The organism is uncultured Marinobacter sp., from assembly GCF_947259545.1.
In the GTDB taxonomy this organism is placed as follows: domain Bacteria; phylum Pseudomonadota; class Gammaproteobacteria; order Pseudomonadales; family Oleiphilaceae; genus Marinobacter.
Window position 1 is genome coordinate 1 of record NZ_CAMYMK010000007.1, and the last position, 16,332, is coordinate 16,332.

A 16,332-nucleotide genomic window follows, 5' to 3' on the forward strand; every position below is an offset into this window, starting at 1 on the left:
CTATCTTCGAGTACATCGAAGTGTTTTATAACCGGAAGAGAAGACACTCCGCTTTGGGCTATCTCAGCCCGGTGGAATACGAGCGCAGATGCGCATAACGAGTGTCTATTTTTCGTGGGTAGGACCAACCGAAAGGGAGTACCGATGCTTCATGGAAGTTGCCTTTGTGGCCTAGTCCAATATGAATACAGTGGCGAGCTTGGCCCTATCGCGATGTGCCATTGCTCGCAGTGTCGTCGAGCCCAGGGTTCTGCGTATGCGACCAATAGCCCTATTCAGGCATCTCAATTTCAATTTGTTGAGGGGCGTGATCTAGTAAAGGAGTTCGAGTCTAAGGCGGGTAAAAAGCGAGCATTTTGTAGTGAATGTGGCAGCCCGTTATACAGCCGGCTGGATTCAAAGCCCGATCGTTTGCGCTTGAGAATCGGTACACTGAAAACACCGATAGAGGCTAAGCCCGAGTACCATATTTTCGCTAGTTCTGCAGCGGAGTGGTACGAGTTCACGGATAATTTGCCACGTTATGCAGAGCTGGAAGATGGCCCGCTGGTATAAACCCGGCGGTCGGACGCCAAAAGCGTGGCGCTTCTGGTTCCCTCCGCTGGCTTTTCGGCGCCGGTCACCTTAGCGTTATAAGGCATCACCTGACTCATGCTTAGAACGCAAAGATTAATACTTCGGCAGTGGGATGACGAAGATTTCTATCCCTTTTCGCAGATGTGTCGGGATAAGGACGTGATGGAGTTCTTCCCGAAGCTTCTGACGGAGGAAGAAAGCTACAGTATGGGAAGAAAAATCAAGTCTCTCATTGCTGAACGTGGGTGGGGGTTCTGGGCTGTAGAGATCCCTGGTCAAAGTAAGTTTGCTGGATTTGTCGGGCTGCACGTTCCCAAAGAAAGCATGCCGTTCTCACCATGTGTTGAGATTGGCTGGCGTCTCGCTAAACGATATTGGGGCATGGGTTACGCGACAGAGGCCGCCAATGAGTCGTTGCGGTATGCTTTTACTCACTTGGGTTTAGAAGAGGTGGTTTCTTTTACGACAGTACGCAACATCCGTTCGCAAGCCGTCATGGAAAAAATCGGGATGTCCTATGCCAGCAAGTTTGAGCATCCGGACCTGGAACCTTCTGACCCGCTTTGTGAGCATGTTTTGTACAAGATAGGCAGAGATCACTGGGAGCTACATGCCTTATAACCAGGCCAGTCACGGCGACAGATACATGCATCACAGGGGATGAACCATGTTTGAGGTATTGTTTCTGACCTCCGGCATTGCTGTTATCGGCGGCGCTCTTCTAATGGTTATCGGTTTTGCCTTTTCCTTGTTCCGTCGCACTCGATTAACAAAACTATTTGCCAATCGCCCCGAATATATCGCTCTGTTTACCTCAATTTTTCTGGCTGTAGCCGGCTTCACGGCGCTGTTGGTTGCGCCTGTGTACCAGGGCACGGAGACACGGGGCGAAATATCAATTGATGCTGGCACGGGAATCACGGTCAGCCAGTCAACAACGAAAGAAACCAGCAAATCCTTTGTAGAAGTTAATGGCATTGAAGTCTTACCGCTTTTTATCGCTCCGGTCTTGATCGCGCTGTTACCCTTGCTGTTCTTTAGCCTTGGAATCCGCCCGTTCGTTGAAGGTTTCTGCGCATTACTGCTTGGCGGGCAAGCCGCGATAGGTATGTCTGGTTACGGTACCTTTTTCGGACCAAGTGCTGTGGTCATGGTCATAGCTGGCATCCTGGCGTTGCGATCACGCAATGCCGCATCACAAGAGTGAGCCCTCCGAGTAATTCTCTGCTGCTTTTCAAATTGTCCGTTGCTGGGCGAAGGGACTCCCAAAACTAATCCCGGTATCACCGGTCAGACTACAGAGACCCTGACGCAGGCGGGCCTGGTTGTTGAGTCAACACTCCCAGCAGTGAGGTAGCTAACGATGACGTACTTTCAGAACCTGGATCAGATCGTCGCATCCCTCGAAGCTGATGAATCTACGAAGGGCGACCCCATCAAGCGGACGTTTGTTTTCGACGGAGAGCATGTGACAGCAAATGTTGGCGTAGTCAGTGATAGCGGCAATGCACTGCACACCCAGAATTACCATGATGAACTGCTCGTCATTATCGAAGGTAATGTGGACTTTAAAGTCGGTGAAGAAACAAAGAAGGTGACAAAGGGTGATCTCGTGTTCATTCCCAAGTCGACGCTTCACGGCCCGATTTTAAAGGAAGGGCAAAGTTTTGCGGCGCTGTCAGTTTTTGCCCCTCACTTTGACCGGACGAAAAACAACATCGAATGGGATAAAGACTCTTGAACGTTTGCCTGACCTGAACAATGAGCCGAGGTGAGATCGAAGCATCTTCATTTCCGTACCCGTATGTCACCTAACGGCTTTTTAATGGAATAAACCCTCTCGCCAACCGTCCTCCTGATGAAAGCCACCCGATAAGGGTAAATCAGGAGGAAGTAACCATGAAAAAACATCTACTGACCATCGCAATCTGTTCCATTCTCTCCGCTGGCGCTCTCGCTGACGAAGGCTCTGGCGCTGCCAATGCCAGCGCCGAGGCCGAGGCCAACATGAGCGCTGAAGCCAGCACCCGCAATGGCGTTTCCGCCAACGGAGATGCGGCGGCCGAGTCCGAAAGCAATGCTGACGGTGAAGTGGCTCGTGATGAAGCCTCCGAGCAGGGAGAGGCAGTCAGTAACCAGGCCCGTCAGAGCGCCAATCAGGCAGTAAGCGCCGGCGTGGAAACCGGTCAGAAGGTTCGCAGCACTGCCACTGCCTCTGCGGATGCAGCTGCTGATAAGGCCGGGGAAATGCGCCAGCAAGCGCAGGAGCGCATGAACGAGGCGCGAAATGCCGAGATTCGGGCTGAAACCCATCAGCAAATCGGCACGTCTGTGTCTGAAAGCGTCAGGAGTGAAGTACAGAACACCGTCAAGGGAACTGTGAAAGGTTCCGGTAGTGGCGGCTTGCTGTAACGTTTCACTCCAGACCGGCCGGGCCACAAGGCCCGGCCCTCTTCTGGCACTACAAATGAGGAGCAGACATGCAGCTGATTCCACGTACTTTGGCCGTGCCTCTGGCACTGGGACTTTTCGCACCATCGTTGGTTGTCCACGCCGAGGATAAAGTCCGGATGAACGGGCACCTTGAGGGCGGTTATCAATATGACAGCAACGTGACCGTGGACGAACTGAATACTTCCTCTGATCAAAGCGATGAGGCCTGGGTGTTTGATGCCGGCCTTGAGGGAGTGCTGAAACCCACCAGGGCGCTGAACGTGACCCTCGGTTATTCATTGTCAGGCAGGCGATACCAGAACCTGGATCAGTTTGATCAGGATATTCACCTGGTGTCGGCTGATATCAGTTACGACTTTGATCCGGTAACCGTGGGCACCAGCTATCACTATTCCCATGCGACCCTGGGCTCGGACCCGTTTCTGGATTTCCGGCGGGCCAGCGTCTACCTGGGACGCCTCATCGGGGAAGACGTATACCTGCTGGCCAGCCTGCAGGACAAGAGTAAAGACTTTGACGACAGCGAGGCCCGGGATGCGGACATTCGCGGTGTCAGCCTGGACTCATTTTTCTTCTTCAATCAGGCCAGAAGCCACCTGTTGGTTGGTCTTGATGGTGACCGCGAGGATGCCGAGGCGGACGCCTATGACAATGACCTGCTGCGGGTTCGGCTGGCACTGGTACACAAATTCACCCTGGGTGGTGAGGATAACAGGCTACGCCTTGGCTGGCGCTACGAGGACCGCGAGTACGACGAGGTCACGGTAACCAGCTCGGATCCCTTGCTGAACGACCCTCTGACCGGTGACTTGACGGAGCGTTCGACAAGCAAACGGGCGGACAGGGCGCGTATTCTGGAGGCGAGCTGGCGGATTGGTCTTAATGAGGTATTCAGCCTGGAGCCCAGCATTTCATGGGGCAATTACACCTCCAATGTGGACTCCGCTGATTACGACAAGACTGTGGCGGGCGTTTCGCTGCGGGCAGCTTTCTGACCATCCCTGGTCACAGGTCGAGGAAGCCGTGACCGAAACTGGTGTCACGGCCTTGCTTGCCCAGATCCAAGGCTTCTTCAGTCAGCGCTTTCATAGCCTGGTCTGCCGACTGATCGCCGCGGCGGCAGGCGAGGGCGGCGGCAACCACCGGTGCTGCCAGCGAGGTGCCGCTGTCGGCGACCATGCCCCCATCGGGATGCGCCACCGCAACAGACACCCCGGGGCCGGCAAACAGCACCTGCTCCCCCCGGTTTGCCCATCGGTAGAGCTCGCCTGAGGTATCCACTGCCGTAACACCCACTACCTCCGGATAGGCCGCCGGATACAATGGCGGAGCGGCGGGCCCCTGATTGCCGACGGCCGCCACCAGCAGGATGCCCTGTTTCCGGAGGGCCTCGACGGCTGCGGCGAGCAGTCGGTTATCCGGGCCTGTCAGGCTGATGTTGACGACGGACAGATCCTGATTGGCCAGCCAGTTCAGCCCTTCCAGCAGATGCCCAAGGGTTGCCCCAGAGAGGCTGCGTTCCCGGTCATAGAATACCGAGGCGTTGAACACTGTGGCGTCCGGCAGCCGGGCTGGCCATTGATCCTCGAGGCTACCCACCATCAGGCTGGCGACGGCGGTGCCATGGTCCCTGGGCTCCCGAAGCTCGCCTTCCACATCGGCCAAAGCCAGAAAGCGTTGCTGCACGATCTGTGCATTTCCGAACACCGGATGATCGGTGGCAATGGCGGTATCCACCATTCCAACGCGAGCGGGCTTATCACAGAGGCTTTTCCACTGCGGACTGTCCGCCTCCGGGCTGGCCGTTTCGGGCCCGGCCTGAGGGGCAAAAATATGGTTTCGGTCGAGCCGGTCGGCCAGTTCCGGTAATGCTTCTTCCAGGGCGTCACGGGAATCCAGCTCAGGTCTTACCCGGAACCGGGCGACGGTCATTCCCAGCCCGGACAGCTCGCGGCGTTCCAGAAGAGTGATTCCCGGGTGGCTGAGGCTGTCCATGTCCGAGGCTGTGCCTGTGACCAGCCACTGACGTTCAACGGCCCGGAAGCCATCGTCCAGCGCTACCTCATTGAACGCTTTCTGTCCTGTGGTCGTGTTTATTGAAAGTGCCCGGGGCAGTTCGGCAAGCCGCTCCCTGACGCTGTTGGCCTTTGCCTCAGCGCGTTTCTCAAGGCGTCTGTCCATGGCCCGCTCTACCACCCGTCCCGCTTTCTGTTCCACCTGCCGGGTGATCTGGGTTGCCTGGGTATCCGGAAGACCGCCTCCACCCAATGCCAGAGCTGGGGTGGCAAGCGAATAGAGAGCAATAACGGGGAGCAAGTGTGTCATGACGTGAGCTTTCATCGTGCCAGTCCGGATTTGAGTGTGTTTCACAGGTTACAACGGCCCGGTGCGGAAAAAATTCCTTTGTTGATGGAATAAACCGGTTGCCGATCCGTTTTACAGGTAACACCGATTGAAAAAGAAGGCTATGCAACAGGAAATCACTGAACTGCTACCCAGGCTCCGACGATTTGCCTATTCGCTGACAGGCTCCATGGCCGATGCCGATGACCTTCTGCAGAATACTGTTGAGCGTTTGCTGACCCGAGGTACCCCGGACGACGCCGACCTCACCAAGTGGGCATTCCGGGTTTGCCGTAATGTCTGGATAGACGAATGCAGGGCCAGAAAGGTTCGGCGGGAAGCATCAGAGCGGCCGGAGCTGAGTGAGGGTCAGGTAGTGAATGGCGAGCATCAGACCACCAAATCGATTGAGTGGAACCGGGTGGATGCGGCCATGTCCCGGCTGCCGGAGGACCAGCGTCAGATCATTTCCCTGGTGGCGATCCAGGGGATGCCCTACAAGATTGTGGCTGAAATCCTGGGGGTGCCCAGGGGCACGGTGATGAGTCGGCTGGCCCGTGCCAGGGCGGCACTGAGTGAGACGTTGTCGCCTGCAACCATGAGGACCGATGCATGAACATAACTGATGAAACCCTGTCGGCTTTCCTCGACAACGAGCTGAACGGCGCAGAGATGGAGGCGGTCCGGGACCAGCTGGCGGAGGATCCGGCACTGGCAGACCGTCTGGCGGAACTGGCATCGGTGGATGCCGAGCTGCAGGCGCATTATGGTTCGATCGACGACCATCCTGTGCCGGCTTCGGTGATCCGAATGCTCGAGGTGGAGTCGCCTGAAAGTGCCGCGCCCGCAGAGGATAATGTTGTCATGTTTCCGTGGTGGCGCAGGGTCAGGGGACACACCGGTAAAGCGATCGCTGCTGCGGTGATTGCGGGAGTGGCGCTGACACAATGGCTGACCCTGCCATCGGACAGAGGTCCGGCGTGGCCCGCGGTCGTGGACATTCTGAATCATCAACCCAGCGGTGAGGTCTATCAGCTTGATAGTGAGACAACACTGACACCGAGGCTGACGTTCCGGAGCCTGGCCGGGGAATGGTGCCGCCAGTTCCGTCTGGACATGGAGGCTTCTGCGTCCGAGCAGATTGCCTGTCGCAGGGATGGTGGCTCCTGGGAACGTGTGGCACAGGTGGAAGCAGAACCTGCCGCCGCGCCCGGTACCTATCAGACGGCCAGTGGCGGAAGCGTACTTGACCAGACGTTGGATCAGATGATGGCAGACGTTCCAATCGGGCCCGCTGCCGAGCGTGCTTTGATCCAACATGAGTGGGGTGACCGCTAACAGCTTGAGCTGACGCCATAGACCCTGAGCGGCCATTGCGAAGTCACAGAGCTAGAAGGTTTCCTTGAAAGGGCGCAGGTCCAGTTCCTGGGTCCAGGCGGAGCGGTGCTGGCGGTGCAGCTGCCAGTAGGCTTCGGCCACCGCGTCGGGTAACAGGCTGCCATCATCGCCTTTGGCCATAAGATAGGCCTTGCCCAGGCCAAAGCCAAATCGGGCGGCGCGATCGCCGTTGACGATGCCATCCACTACCACGTGGGCCACATGAATGCCCTTGGGGCCGAATTCCCTGGCCATGGCCTGGGCATGATTGCGCAGAGCGGCCTTGACGGCAGCGAAGGCTCCGAAACGGGCCTTGCCGCGCAGGGAGGCGCTGGCTCCCGTGAAGATCAGGGTTCCATGACCTTGGGGCAACATCTGCTGAATGGCCTGCTGGCCGACATAGACCCCGCCCAGATAGCAGACCCGCCACAATTGCTCCAGATAAGCCGGGGTCATCTCCAGCAACCCCTTGGGTAAGTTACGCTCGGCGGCATTGAAGATCACCAGCTCCGGCCGGTGGCCCGCTTCTTCTACCTTGGCAAACAGCTCGGTAATGGCTTCCGGGGCGCTGATATCGGCCACCACAGGAGTGATCTCTCCCTCTTCCCCTGGAATGCTGGCCACCAGGCTGGCCAGCTTCTCGGTGTTGCGTCCTACAGCGTAGACCGGCAGGCCTTCGCGGGCGATTCTGGCGCAGAGGGCGCCGCCCAGGCCGTCACGGTGGCCGCTGCCGACCACTACGGCGCAGGGTCGAAGACCTGACACGGTTTTTGTGCGACGGGGTTCCAAGGTCATACTGCTCCTGCGGTTGAGCTCTTCTCGATCTGCACTGGCACATGTTTGTGGAACGGGGTGCGCGACAGAGGATCGCAGTGCTGGCTATCGGTGAGCCGGTTTAGTTCAGGGCCGATCGGCGCACTGTCCTTGTAACGCATGCCAAAGCCGTGGGGCAGGGTGACCATGCCGGTGCGCACGCTGTCATCCACTTCCACCACTACCTCGATGCTGTCCCGGGCGGAACGGCACAGCGCCTTGTCACCATTTTCGATACCCAGCCGCTCGGCATCCTCCGGGTGCATGCGCATGGCGCCATGGGGATCTACTTTACGCCAGGCCGGATCGCGGTAGATCTGGTTAGCGTTGTAGCTGCGCCGCTCGCCGGCCATCAGCACAAAGGGGTAAGCCTGATCGGTGATACTGGCTGTCAGGCCTGCGAGCTCGTCAAGCATTTCCGGTATGGCCAGATGAACTCGGCGATCGTTGTGGGCGATCAGCGACCAGATATCCGTGAAGCGATGTTCGCTGAGGGTGATCCCGGAGCGACCTTTGAGAATCGCCTGGAACAGGTTGGAGCCCAGCGTCAGGCGGTTGCCCTGGTGCCCGGCACGTTTTACTGCCTTGTAGTGCAATTGGGCATAGACGTGGGTGAGGGCCAAAAGCGGTGCGCTGGCGGCGGCGTTGTCCGGCAGGGTTTTGCCGATGGTGCGGTAGACAATCGATGCGGCGTGGGGAATCCATTGACGGTTTCTGGCCAGCAGGGTACCGAGGGCGGCCAGGGTCGCCAGGTACTGACCGCGCTTGGCTTCCAGTCGAGCCAGTCGTTCCAGTTTCGGAAATCGCTCCGGTAGCACGCCCATTTTTTCCAGCAACCGGGTGTAGATTTCTGGCTCCGGCAAAGTGCCTTCTTTCGGCAGAAACAGGGGATGGCGCAGGTGGAAGCCGTTCACCGGGAATTCTAGGTTGAAGCCGGTGGCTTCCCACTTCTCGAACTGGGAGGAAGCGGGTAGCACATAATGGGCGGCGCGCGCCGTTTCGGTCATGGTCACGTCGATCACCACTGACAGCTCCAGGGACGCAAATGCCTTCTCATAGGCCCGGGTGTCCGCCCAGGTCACTAACGGGTTGGCACTGTCCACGAATACTGCTCGAATCCGGTCCTCGCCTTGATGAAGAATTTCGTCCGGCAGGATATTGGGTGGGTAAATGCCCGCAATGGGGAACATCCGGTGGTGGGCGGTGCGCCTGTACTTGGGGTTGCGCTCGTCGGTGTCGCCAAGAATCGGCAGCAGCATCGTGTGCAGGTTGTTACCACCAGGTTTGCCGAAGTTGCCGGTGACCAGATAGAGCAGCTTTTCGAGGTAGCCGTTCAGGGTCGTATTGAGGGTCTGCTGGATGCCGAGGTCGATGCGCACGCAGGCGCTGTCTGCGTTGGCAAAACCCCGAGCAACCTCCTCCAGGGTGGCCAGTGGCACATCGGCGCGGGCGGCGTAGTCGGCAATGGGGATGGCGCGCAGGGCCTTTTCCACCTGATCGAAGCCCCGGCAGTGTTTGGCCAGAAAGTCCCGGTCGTGCAGGCCCTCGGTGACGATGATCGCCAGCATGGCGCTCATCAGGTAAGCGTCGGTGCCGGGGCGCAGTTGCAGGTGAATATCCGCCATTTTGGCGGTTTCGGTGCGGCGCGGATCCACCACCACCATGGTGCGCCCGGGGTCCTTCTTGATGTGCTTCAGGGTGTCGCGGGCATTGGGAATGCCGTGGGCCTGGAAGGGGTTGGTGCCGATGAAAAGCACGTAGTCCGCGTGTTCCACATCTTCAGTGGTGTGGCAGGTCTGCTCACCGAACAGGCGGCCGTTGACCCAGAAATCACCGGTTTTTTCCTGGCCAAGGGAGTTGTAACTGAAGTAGCTCTTCATCGCTGCCAGCAGTTGCCGGCTGTAGGCGCCGCCGAGGTGGTTGCCCTGGCCGCCACCGCCGAGAAAGGCGAAGGCGTTACCGCCGTGCTGATCGCGGATCGCCACCAGTCGTTGGGCGATATCGTCCAGCGCTTCGTCCCAGCTTACCGGCTTGAAGGAGCCATCACTCTGGCGCTGTAGTGGTGTGGTCAGGCGGTCATCGTGGTTCTGGTAATGCTCCAGCCGCGCCGCCTTCTGGCAGATATAGCCCTGGCTGAAGGGGTGTGCCTTATCGCCTTTGATCTTCTTGAAGCGGTTATCGTCGATCTCCACGCTCAGACCACAATTGCGGGAGCAGAGGATACAGGCGGTGGTGTCGGTAGTCGTCATGATGACCTCGTTATAATTCCCTGGTGCCAGAGCGTGGGGATTTGGTTGCCTGGGTAACTCAATGGCCGTTAAATAAACGATCGTTTATTTAACGGCTAAAGGCAAGTCCTGTCCTGTAACAGTGCGATGGTTAGGGCGTGCTAATCAGTGTAATTCGGGCCATTTTTGTCGGCAATGACCATGGCCTGCTCTACACAGGCATTTAATACCTGTTCCTGCAGTGCCGGGTTGTTCTGCGCTCTTGCCAGGGTGATACCGCCTACCGCCATGGCCAGTATCGCCCAGGCTCGGTCCGGATCGGGGGTTGGCATAGCGTCGCTGAGGTTGGCTACCAGCTCTTCAAGGTGGCGTTCATAGGTTGCCTTTACGCAGGCGTTCGCGCGGGCGACTTCGTTGCTTAGCGAGGGCAACGGACAGCCCTGCTCGGGGTGGGTCACGTGGCTGCGGCTCAGGTAGCGTTGCAGCCTGTTCCGTAGTGGGGTCGGGCTTGACCCGTCGTTGAGAAACTGAGCACGGGTCAAGCGCATCTCATTGTCGACTATGGCCTCCAGCAACTCCCCCTTGTTCTTGAAGTGGCCATAGAAGGCACCGCCAGTGAGGCCGACAGTGGCCATCAGGGCGTCGACGCCAGTGGTGCCGAAACCCTCCTTCTTGCTGAGGGCGCCGGCGGCGGCAATCAGTTTTTCGCGTATTTCGGCTTTGTGGCTGACTGAGTAGCGCATGGTTACAGCTTGATGACTGAGTGATCGTTTAGTCTAGCAGGAAAGCAGACCCGGCACGATGAGCCCAATTGGGGTCACCACTAAGAGTCTGATGCACAAGTTGGAGTCATACCGCTCATTTTCACCGATTTGCTTTTTTTTGGAACAAAAACCTTTCGCCGGCCGTTCTCCTTAATGCATACCAACCAGGAAAGGTAAAAAGGAGAACGTACCAATGAAAAAGCATGTACTGACCATCGCAATCTGTTCCATCCTGTCCACCGGGGCTTTGGCTCAAGAAGGTTCAGCCAATGCCAGTGCGGAGGCCAAGACCAACATGAGTGCTGAGGCCAGCGCGCAGAACGGCGTTTCCGCCAAGGGTGGCGCATCGGTCAAGGCGGAAGGTGGTGCTGACGGAAAAGCGATGCGAGATGAAGCCAGTAAGAAGGGAAAGGCGGTTAGTGGCCAGGCTCGCCAGAGCGCCGACCAGGCCGTAAGTGCGGGTGTTGAAACTGGCCAGAAGGTCCGCAGTACTGCCACTGGTTCTGCGAAGGCAGGTGCCGAGAAGGCGGCCGAAAAGCGCCAGCAGGCAAAGGAACGCATGAAAGGATCCGGGAATGCCGAGATCCGGGCTGAATCCAATCAGCAAATAGGGACCTCTGTTTCCGAAGGCGTCAAGGGTGAAATGCAGAACAGCGTCGAGGGATCAGTGAAAGGTTCCGCCAGCGGCGGCATGCTCTAACGGTCGCTTTCGACTGTACCGTTTGCCATAAATGATGTGGTTTCCGAACGGTAATTCGGTACGGTCAGTAGCGTAAGTTCAGGTTTTTCAGGCAGGATAGGCATTGCTTCTCATAATGTGAGTGATGTTGGAGATGGATAACCTGAACTTTCGCCACCTCTATTATTTCTGGGTGATTGCGCGCGATGGGTCCATTGCTCGTGCGGCGGAGAACCTCGGACTGACCCCCCAGACCCTTAGCGGTCAGTTGGCTACATTCGAGTCTGCTTTGGGCAATGCACTGTTTCGTCGTGCCAATCGATCGTTGCAGCTGACAGAATTCGGGCAAACCGTATTCAGTTACGCTGACGAGATGTTCCAGACTGCCCAGGCGCTGACGGATGTACTCCGGCAGCCGCCGGAGAACAGGCCCTTGAGCCTGTCCGTCGGCATTGCCGCGTCTATTCACAAGTTGATTGCCTATCATTTGACTGAACCCGCCCTGTCTCTTTCCCGAGAGGTGCGGTTGAGTTGCCGTACCGGAGATACCACGGAACTGTTGAAGCGTCTTGGTCAGCGGGAGCTGGACATCGTACTGACTGACCGAGAGCTGGCGTCTGCGGAGGCAGGCCAGTTTCGCAGCCATCGTTTGGCGAGTTCTTCCATGTCACTGTTTGCTGCCCCGGATCTGGCCGCCAGTTTGATGGCGGACTTCCCCGTAAGCCTTGACCGGCAGCCGTTTCTGGCGACATCCCTCGATGCCCCCTATATCAGTGCTCTGATGAACTGGTTCTCCAGCCAGAACATTCGGGTGAAAGTGGTGGCCGAGGTGGATGACAGTGCGCTGATCAAGGTCTTCGGCCGGGAGGGGCTGGGGTATTTCGCGGCACCCACCGCCATCAGTGAAGAAGTATGTCGGCAGTACCGGGTGGTTCACGTCGCCAGTATCCAGGAGGTGAGGGATACCCTGTATGCAGTCACACGTGCCCGGGGTAGTCACAACGCGGCTGTGGCGGAACTGCTGAGAGAACGACCGGAGCTGGACGATAAGATCGAAAAAACCGAGCAATAAACCAGAAAAAACTATGTTCCTTTCGATTGATTGATTGTGGATGATGGCATTGTGTTCCACAGAAGGAGAAACGGCCATGAAAACGATTCACAAGTTTCGTCTTGAGTGCGGCAAAGAATCCAATACTCTGAAGCTCCGAAAGGGGTATCGCGTGGTTCGCTGCGAGTACGTAGTGCCTCAGAAGGGTGTTTACCTCTGGGTGGAACAGCCGCTGAATGTCGAGATCCCGGTGGTAGAGCGGCAATTCCTGGTGGTGTATTCGGGTGATCCGGTACCGGCCAGCTACCAGTACCTGGATACCGCACTCGACCCGTTCGGTCCTGAGGCCTACCATGTTTTTGAGGTGGCCGAGGCCACAACTGATTCAGCCCATGCAACGAACCAGCAGGTAAGTCCTGTGCTGTTCCGGCCAACCTATCAGCAGGCGGGGTCTGCGTAGATTTTTTTATGATCTTAATGAGGGCCCTGCGGGGCCCTTTGTTTTAGCGGAGTTCGATAGAAATGCCTGACATCATCGTGATGTTCTTCCTGCTCGGCGTGATTGCCGGAACCCTGCGCTCGGACCTGACGATTCCCAAGGCAGCCTACGATGTTCTCAGTCTGCTGCTGATGCTGACCATCGGTCTCAAAGGTGGCATGGCCCTGCACGGCAACCTGCACTGGGGGCTGGTGACTGAAGTGTTGGCGATCATGGCGCTGGGCTTTGCTATTCCCCTTGTGCTGTTTCCGATGCTGCGGCATCTGGTGCGTTTGAATGTGGCGGATGCTGCCAGCTTCTGTGCCCACTACGGCTCGGTCAGTGCAGGTACCTTTGCGGTTGCATTAGCCTGGGTTGAGGCCCGGGGGTTAGCGACCGGAGGGCAGGTTACCCTTTACCTGGTGTTGCTCGAACTGCCTGCGATCCTGACTGGCCTTTGGTTGTACCGTCGTTTTACTCAGAAGGCTGCCCAGTCCAGCAATGCGGGAACACCACTTTGGCAGGAGACACTGACCAATCGAAGTGTGGTTTTGTTGGTCGGCGGTGTGGTTATCGGAATACTTTACGGACCGGATAAGGGAGACGGTGTTACAGCGCCACTGACGGGCGCTTTCTCTCTGGTACTGTCCCTGTTCCTTCTTGAGATGGGCCTTGTAGCGGCAGAAACCCTGCGCAAAGTGCAACTCCGGCACTGGCGGTTGATCGCATTTGCGCTGTGTATGCCGCCGCTTCTCTCCCTGCCCGGGTTGATAACCGGTTACTGGCTGGGGTTGGAGCCCGGAACTGTTGTGGTGCTGGGCACCCTTACCGCCAGTGCCTCTTATATTGCGGCGCCCGTAGCGGTAAGGCATGCCATTCCCGATGCCGATATCGGACTGGCGATGTTGGCCTCTCTCGGTGTTACCTTTCCGTTCAACGTGTTGATTGGTATCGGGTTGTACAGCTACTTCCTGGAGGTTCTGGCAGGGTGAAAGCCCCCGGCCTCCGGAAGCAGGTTCAGCGAATTTCCTGCCCGACCCGAACAATCTTCATGGTGTTGGTTCCGCCCTGGGCATTCACGTAATCGCCCTTGGTCATCACAACCAGGTCACCTTCCTGGACCACCTGTCGGCTGATCAGTTCGGAGACGGCCAGCGCATTGGTTCGCTCGTTGGGAATCTTCGCTGAATCAAACGGAACGGTCTGAACGCCGCGGAACAGCGCAACCCGGTGCTGGGTGGAGTGGTGGCGGGAAAAGGCAAAGATCGGCAGGCTCGACTTGATGCGGGACATCAGCCGTGGCGTGGCGCCGGTTTCGGTCATGCAGATAATCGCGGATACACCTTCCAGGTGGTTGGCGGCATACATGGCTGACAACGCAATCGCTTCGTCCACCTTCTCCATGCTCTCGTGAATCCGGTGCTTCGACTGGTGCATGGAGGGCTGCTTTTCCGCACCGAGACAGATGCGCACCATGGCTTCCACTGCTTCTTTCGGGTAGTCGCCAACGGCGGTTTCCGCGGACAGCATCACCGCATCAGTGTAATCCATGACCGCGTTTGCCACGTCTGAAACCTCGGCCCGTGTGGGCATCGGGCTGGTAATCATCGATTCCATCATCTGGGTGGCGGTGATGACCGCGCGATTCAGTACCCTGGCGCGGGAGATAATGTGCTTTTGTACGCCGACCAGTTCGGCATCGCCGATCTCCACTGCCAGATCGCCACGGGCGACCATGACCGCATCGGAGGCTTCAATCACAGCGTCCAGAGCGTCCACATCATGGGCGAGTTCCGCACGCTCGATCTTGGCGACCAGTCCCGCATCGGAGCCTGCTTCCTTCAGAAGCCGGCGGGCGGTATGCATGTCTTCTGCGGTTCGAACAAATGACACCGCTACGTAATCCGCACCGAGGCGAGCGGCTGTCACGATGTCCTGCTTGTCCTTCTCGGTCAGGGCATCGGCGGACAGGCCGCCACCGCGCTTGTTCAGGCCCTTGTTGTTGGACAGGGGGCCGCCGATAAGAACCGTCGAGGTAATGCTGCTGGCATCTACGGAAGTCACTTCCATCTCAATGCGGCCGTCATCCAGAACCAGGATATCGCCGGGCTCAACGTCCTGAATGAGTTGCTCGTAATCGATTCCCACCCGCTCTTCAGTGCCGGCTTCTTTATCCATTCCCGCATCCAGAACAAACGTCTGGCCTGCCTTCAGGGTGACCTTATTATCCGTAAAGCGGGCAATGCGGAGCTTGGGGCCCTGAAGATCCGCCAGGAGTGCCACAAAACGGTTCTGACTGGCCGCTGTTTCGCGGACGCGGCGAGCACGGTCGATGTGCTCTTCGGCACTGCCATGGGAAAAATTGAGCCGGGTTACGTCAACGCCCGCCTCTATAATAGCTGCGAGGGATTCGGGGGAATCGGTAGCGGGTCCGAGAGTGGCGACAATTTTGGTACGCCTGAGCATGTGTGGTGTCCTTTGGTTTATGGGTTTACTGGCCGGCTTTGATCAGGGCGATGGCATTATCCAACATTCTGTTCGAAAAACCCCACTCATTGTCGTACCAGGCCATGACTTTTACATGACGGCCCAGCACCCGTGTGTGGTTGGCGTCAAATACGCTGGAAAGCGCGCTATGGTTGAAGTCCACACTGACCAGTTTTTCGGTGTTGTAACCCAGAATCGGGCTGTCCTGAGCAGCGGCCTTGACCGCCTCGTTAATTTCTTCAACGGAGGTTTCCCGCTCGGCAATAAAGCCGAAGTCGACCAGAGAGACGTTGATGGTCGGTACCCTGACGGCCAGTCCGTCCAGTTTTCCGTTAAGCTCGGGAATGACCTTACCGATTGCGGCGGCCGCACCTGTTTTGGTGGGGATCATTGACTGGGTTGCTGAACGGGCCCGGTACAGATCCGAGTGGTATACGTCACTCAGTTTCTGATCATTGGTGTAGGAGTGAATGGTGGTCATCAGGCCACTTTCGATGCCGACGGCCTTATGCAGCGCCTCTGCCACCGGAGCCAGGCAGTTTGTGGTGCAGGAGGCGTTGGAAATGATGTCGTGGCTTGCAGTCAGGCTATCGTGGTTAACTCCGTAAACGACGGTGGCATCGGCGTCGGGCGAGGGCGCTGAAATGATCACCTTGCGAGCGCCGGCGGTCAGATGTGCCTGAGCCTGGGCTCGTTTGGTGAACAGCCCTGTGCACTCGAAGACCACGTCGATATGAAAGTCTTTCCAGGGCAGTTCTTCGGGGTTTCGGATGGCGGAAATAGCGATGCGGTCTCCGTTAACGTTGAGCGACTCTGCATCATGGTTGACCACACCATCAAAACGGCCGTGAACGCTGTCATATTTGAGCAGGTGCGCATTGGTTTCAGCGTCCCCCAGGTCGTTAATGGCAACAACCTGAATCTGACTCCGGTAGTTATTTTCATAAAGGGCGCGAAGGACGTTGCGGCCTATGCGGCCAAAACCGTTGATTGCGATGCGAATAGCCATTTCTGACTCCTCTTGTGGTTGTTTTTTGTTCAATTCATGATAGTGATGTAGTAAATATAACAACAAAAAGAGA

General features: G+C 57.4%; 19 protein-coding genes. 13 read left to right on the plus strand and 6 right to left on the minus strand.

Going from position 1 to position 16,332, the window contains the following annotated elements:
- The 7 genes from Q0Y21_RS07775 to Q0Y21_RS07805 form a co-directional block, all read left to right on the plus strand.
- Window positions 1–98, plus strand: a 98-nt coding sequence (locus Q0Y21_RS07775; protein ID WP_297795338.1) for an IS3 family transposase, incomplete at its 5' end; no start/stop codon positions are given.
- Between the two features lie 46 nt (window positions 99–144).
- On the plus strand, window positions 145–555 hold the full coding sequence (locus Q0Y21_RS07780) for a GFA family protein (RefSeq protein WP_366517662.1): 411 nt from the start codon (window positions 145–147) through the stop codon (window positions 553–555).
- A gap of 96 nt (window positions 556–651) precedes the next feature.
- Window positions 652–1,197, plus strand: a complete 546-nt coding sequence (locus Q0Y21_RS07785) for a GNAT family N-acetyltransferase (RefSeq protein ID WP_297793425.1) — start codon at window positions 652–654, stop codon at window positions 1,195–1,197.
- 46 nt (window positions 1,198–1,243) lie between these two features.
- Window positions 1,244–1,783, plus strand: coding sequence for a hypothetical protein (locus Q0Y21_RS07790; protein WP_297793428.1), 540 nt, complete (start codon window positions 1,244–1,246; stop codon window positions 1,781–1,783).
- Window positions 1,784–1,939: 156 nt separating this feature from the next.
- Window positions 1,940–2,317 carry a cupin domain-containing protein gene (locus Q0Y21_RS07795; RefSeq protein WP_297793430.1) on the plus strand — a complete coding sequence of 126 codons (378 nt, stop codon included), beginning with the start codon at window positions 1,940–1,942 and terminating at the stop codon, window positions 2,315–2,317.
- A gap of 158 nt (window positions 2,318–2,475) precedes the next feature.
- The gene (locus Q0Y21_RS07800) at window positions 2,476–2,988 is read left to right on the plus strand and encodes a hypothetical protein (protein WP_297793433.1); all 513 of its coding nucleotides are present in this window, start codon (window positions 2,476–2,478) and stop codon (window positions 2,986–2,988) included.
- A gap of 68 nt (window positions 2,989–3,056) precedes the next feature.
- Window positions 3,057–4,025: a surface lipoprotein assembly modifier gene (locus tag Q0Y21_RS07805; RefSeq protein WP_297793436.1), complete on the plus strand. Its 969-nt coding sequence runs from the start codon at window positions 3,057–3,059 to the stop codon at window positions 4,023–4,025.
- A 10-nt stretch (window positions 4,026–4,035) separates the two neighbouring features.
- Here Q0Y21_RS07805 and Q0Y21_RS07810 read toward each other — a convergent pair whose 3' ends face one another.
- The gene (locus tag Q0Y21_RS07810) at window positions 4,036–5,370 is read right to left on the minus strand and encodes a S8 family serine peptidase (RefSeq protein ID WP_297793439.1); all 1,335 of its coding nucleotides are present in this window, start codon (window positions 5,368–5,370) and stop codon (window positions 4,036–4,038) included.
- Between the two features lie 112 nt (window positions 5,371–5,482).
- Between Q0Y21_RS07810 and Q0Y21_RS07815 the strand changes: the two genes are divergently transcribed.
- On the plus strand, window positions 5,483–5,989 hold the full coding sequence (locus Q0Y21_RS07815; protein ID WP_297793442.1) for an RNA polymerase sigma factor: 507 nt from the start codon (window positions 5,483–5,485) through the stop codon (window positions 5,987–5,989).
- Window positions 5,986–6,711: a hypothetical protein gene (locus tag Q0Y21_RS07820; RefSeq protein WP_297793444.1), complete on the plus strand. Its 726-nt coding sequence runs from the start codon at window positions 5,986–5,988 to the stop codon at window positions 6,709–6,711. The genes Q0Y21_RS07815 and Q0Y21_RS07820 overlap by 4 nt, the downstream gene beginning before the upstream one ends.
- Before the next feature lie 51 nt (window positions 6,712–6,762).
- Here the strand turns inward: Q0Y21_RS07820 and Q0Y21_RS07825 are convergent, their stop codons facing one another.
- From Q0Y21_RS07825 to Q0Y21_RS07835, 3 genes are all read right to left on the minus strand, one after another.
- Window positions 6,763–7,545, minus strand: coding sequence for an SDR family NAD(P)-dependent oxidoreductase (locus Q0Y21_RS07825; RefSeq protein ID WP_297793446.1), 783 nt, complete (start codon window positions 7,543–7,545; stop codon window positions 6,763–6,765).
- Window positions 7,542–9,812, minus strand: a complete 2,271-nt coding sequence (locus Q0Y21_RS07830) for a molybdopterin-dependent oxidoreductase (protein ID WP_297793448.1) — start codon at window positions 9,810–9,812, stop codon at window positions 7,542–7,544. The genes Q0Y21_RS07825 and Q0Y21_RS07830 overlap by 4 nt, the downstream gene beginning before the upstream one ends.
- Window positions 9,813–9,952: 140 nt before the next feature.
- The gene (locus Q0Y21_RS07835; protein WP_297793449.1) at window positions 9,953–10,534 is read right to left on the minus strand and encodes a TetR/AcrR family transcriptional regulator; all 582 of its coding nucleotides are present in this window, start codon (window positions 10,532–10,534) and stop codon (window positions 9,953–9,955) included.
- Window positions 10,535–10,748: 214 nt separating this feature from the next.
- Here Q0Y21_RS07835 and Q0Y21_RS07840 point away from each other — a divergent pair, with 214 nt between their 5' ends.
- The 4 genes from Q0Y21_RS07840 to Q0Y21_RS07855 all read left to right on the plus strand — a co-directional run bounded on the left by Q0Y21_RS07840 (window position 10,749) and on the right by Q0Y21_RS07855 (window position 13,755).
- Window positions 10,749–11,255, plus strand: coding sequence for a hypothetical protein (locus tag Q0Y21_RS07840; protein ID WP_297793451.1), 507 nt, complete (start codon window positions 10,749–10,751; stop codon window positions 11,253–11,255).
- 133 nt (window positions 11,256–11,388) lie between these two features.
- The gene (locus Q0Y21_RS07845) at window positions 11,389–12,306 is read left to right on the plus strand and encodes a LysR substrate-binding domain-containing protein (RefSeq protein ID WP_297793453.1); all 918 of its coding nucleotides are present in this window, start codon (window positions 11,389–11,391) and stop codon (window positions 12,304–12,306) included.
- Window positions 12,307–12,382: 76 nt separating this feature from the next.
- Window positions 12,383–12,745, plus strand: a complete 363-nt coding sequence (locus Q0Y21_RS07850) for a hypothetical protein (protein WP_297793455.1) — start codon at window positions 12,383–12,385, stop codon at window positions 12,743–12,745.
- 62 nt (window positions 12,746–12,807) lie between these two features.
- On the plus strand, window positions 12,808–13,755 hold the full coding sequence (locus tag Q0Y21_RS07855) for a sodium-dependent bicarbonate transport family permease (RefSeq protein WP_297793457.1): 948 nt from the start codon (window positions 12,808–12,810) through the stop codon (window positions 13,753–13,755).
- Window positions 13,756–13,780: 25 nt separating this feature from the next.
- Here the strand turns inward: Q0Y21_RS07855 and pyk are convergent, their stop codons facing one another.
- Window positions 13,781–15,229, minus strand: coding sequence for a pyruvate kinase (gene pyk / locus Q0Y21_RS07860; protein WP_297793459.1), 1,449 nt, complete (start codon window positions 15,227–15,229; stop codon window positions 13,781–13,783).
- Window positions 15,230–15,254: 25 nt separating this feature from the next.
- Window positions 15,255–16,259 (minus strand): type I glyceraldehyde-3-phosphate dehydrogenase, encoded by a 1,005-nt coding sequence (gene gap / locus Q0Y21_RS07865; protein WP_297793461.1) that lies wholly within the window; start codon window positions 16,257–16,259, stop codon window positions 15,255–15,257.
- Window positions 16,260–16,332: the final 73 nt, after the last annotated feature.

Bases quoted from the DNA above. Each gene is read 5' to 3' on its own strand.
- Q0Y21_RS07780 (WP_366517662.1), top strand. From the start codon at position 145: ATGCTTCATGGAAGTTGCCTTTGTGGCCTAGTCCAATATGAATACAGT.
- Q0Y21_RS07785 (WP_297793425.1), top strand. From the start codon at position 652: ATGCTTAGAACGCAAAGATTAATACTTCGGCAGTGGGATGACGAAGAT.
- Q0Y21_RS07790 (WP_297793428.1), top strand. From the start codon at position 1,244: ATGTTTGAGGTATTGTTTCTGACCTCCGGCATTGCTGTTATCGGCGGC.
- Q0Y21_RS07795 (WP_297793430.1), top strand. From the start codon at position 1,940: ATGACGTACTTTCAGAACCTGGATCAGATCGTCGCATCCCTCGAAGCT.
- Q0Y21_RS07800 (WP_297793433.1), top strand. From the start codon at position 2,476: ATGAAAAAACATCTACTGACCATCGCAATCTGTTCCATTCTCTCCGCT.
- Q0Y21_RS07805 (WP_297793436.1), top strand. From the start codon at position 3,057: ATGCAGCTGATTCCACGTACTTTGGCCGTGCCTCTGGCACTGGGACTT.
- Q0Y21_RS07810 (WP_297793439.1), bottom strand. From the start codon at position 5,370: ATGAAAGCTCACGTCATGACACACTTGCTCCCCGTTATTGCTCTCTAT.
- Q0Y21_RS07820 (WP_297793444.1), top strand. From the start codon at position 5,986: ATGAACATAACTGATGAAACCCTGTCGGCTTTCCTCGACAACGAGCTG.
- Q0Y21_RS07825 (WP_297793446.1), bottom strand. From the start codon at position 7,545: ATGACCTTGGAACCCCGTCGCACAAAAACCGTGTCAGGTCTTCGACCC.
- Q0Y21_RS07830 (WP_297793448.1), bottom strand. From the start codon at position 9,812: ATGACGACTACCGACACCACCGCCTGTATCCTCTGCTCCCGCAATTGT.
- Q0Y21_RS07835 (WP_297793449.1), bottom strand. From the start codon at position 10,534: ATGCGCTACTCAGTCAGCCACAAAGCCGAAATACGCGAAAAACTGATT.
- Q0Y21_RS07840 (WP_297793451.1), top strand. From the start codon at position 10,749: ATGAAAAAGCATGTACTGACCATCGCAATCTGTTCCATCCTGTCCACC.
- Q0Y21_RS07845 (WP_297793453.1), top strand. From the start codon at position 11,389: ATGGATAACCTGAACTTTCGCCACCTCTATTATTTCTGGGTGATTGCG.
- Q0Y21_RS07850 (WP_297793455.1), top strand. From the start codon at position 12,383: ATGAAAACGATTCACAAGTTTCGTCTTGAGTGCGGCAAAGAATCCAAT.
- Q0Y21_RS07855 (WP_297793457.1), top strand. From the start codon at position 12,808: ATGCCTGACATCATCGTGATGTTCTTCCTGCTCGGCGTGATTGCCGGA.
- pyk (WP_297793459.1), bottom strand. From the start codon at position 15,229: ATGCTCAGGCGTACCAAAATTGTCGCCACTCTCGGACCCGCTACCGAT.
- gap (WP_297793461.1), bottom strand. From the start codon at position 16,259: ATGGCTATTCGCATCGCAATCAACGGTTTTGGCCGCATAGGCCGCAAC.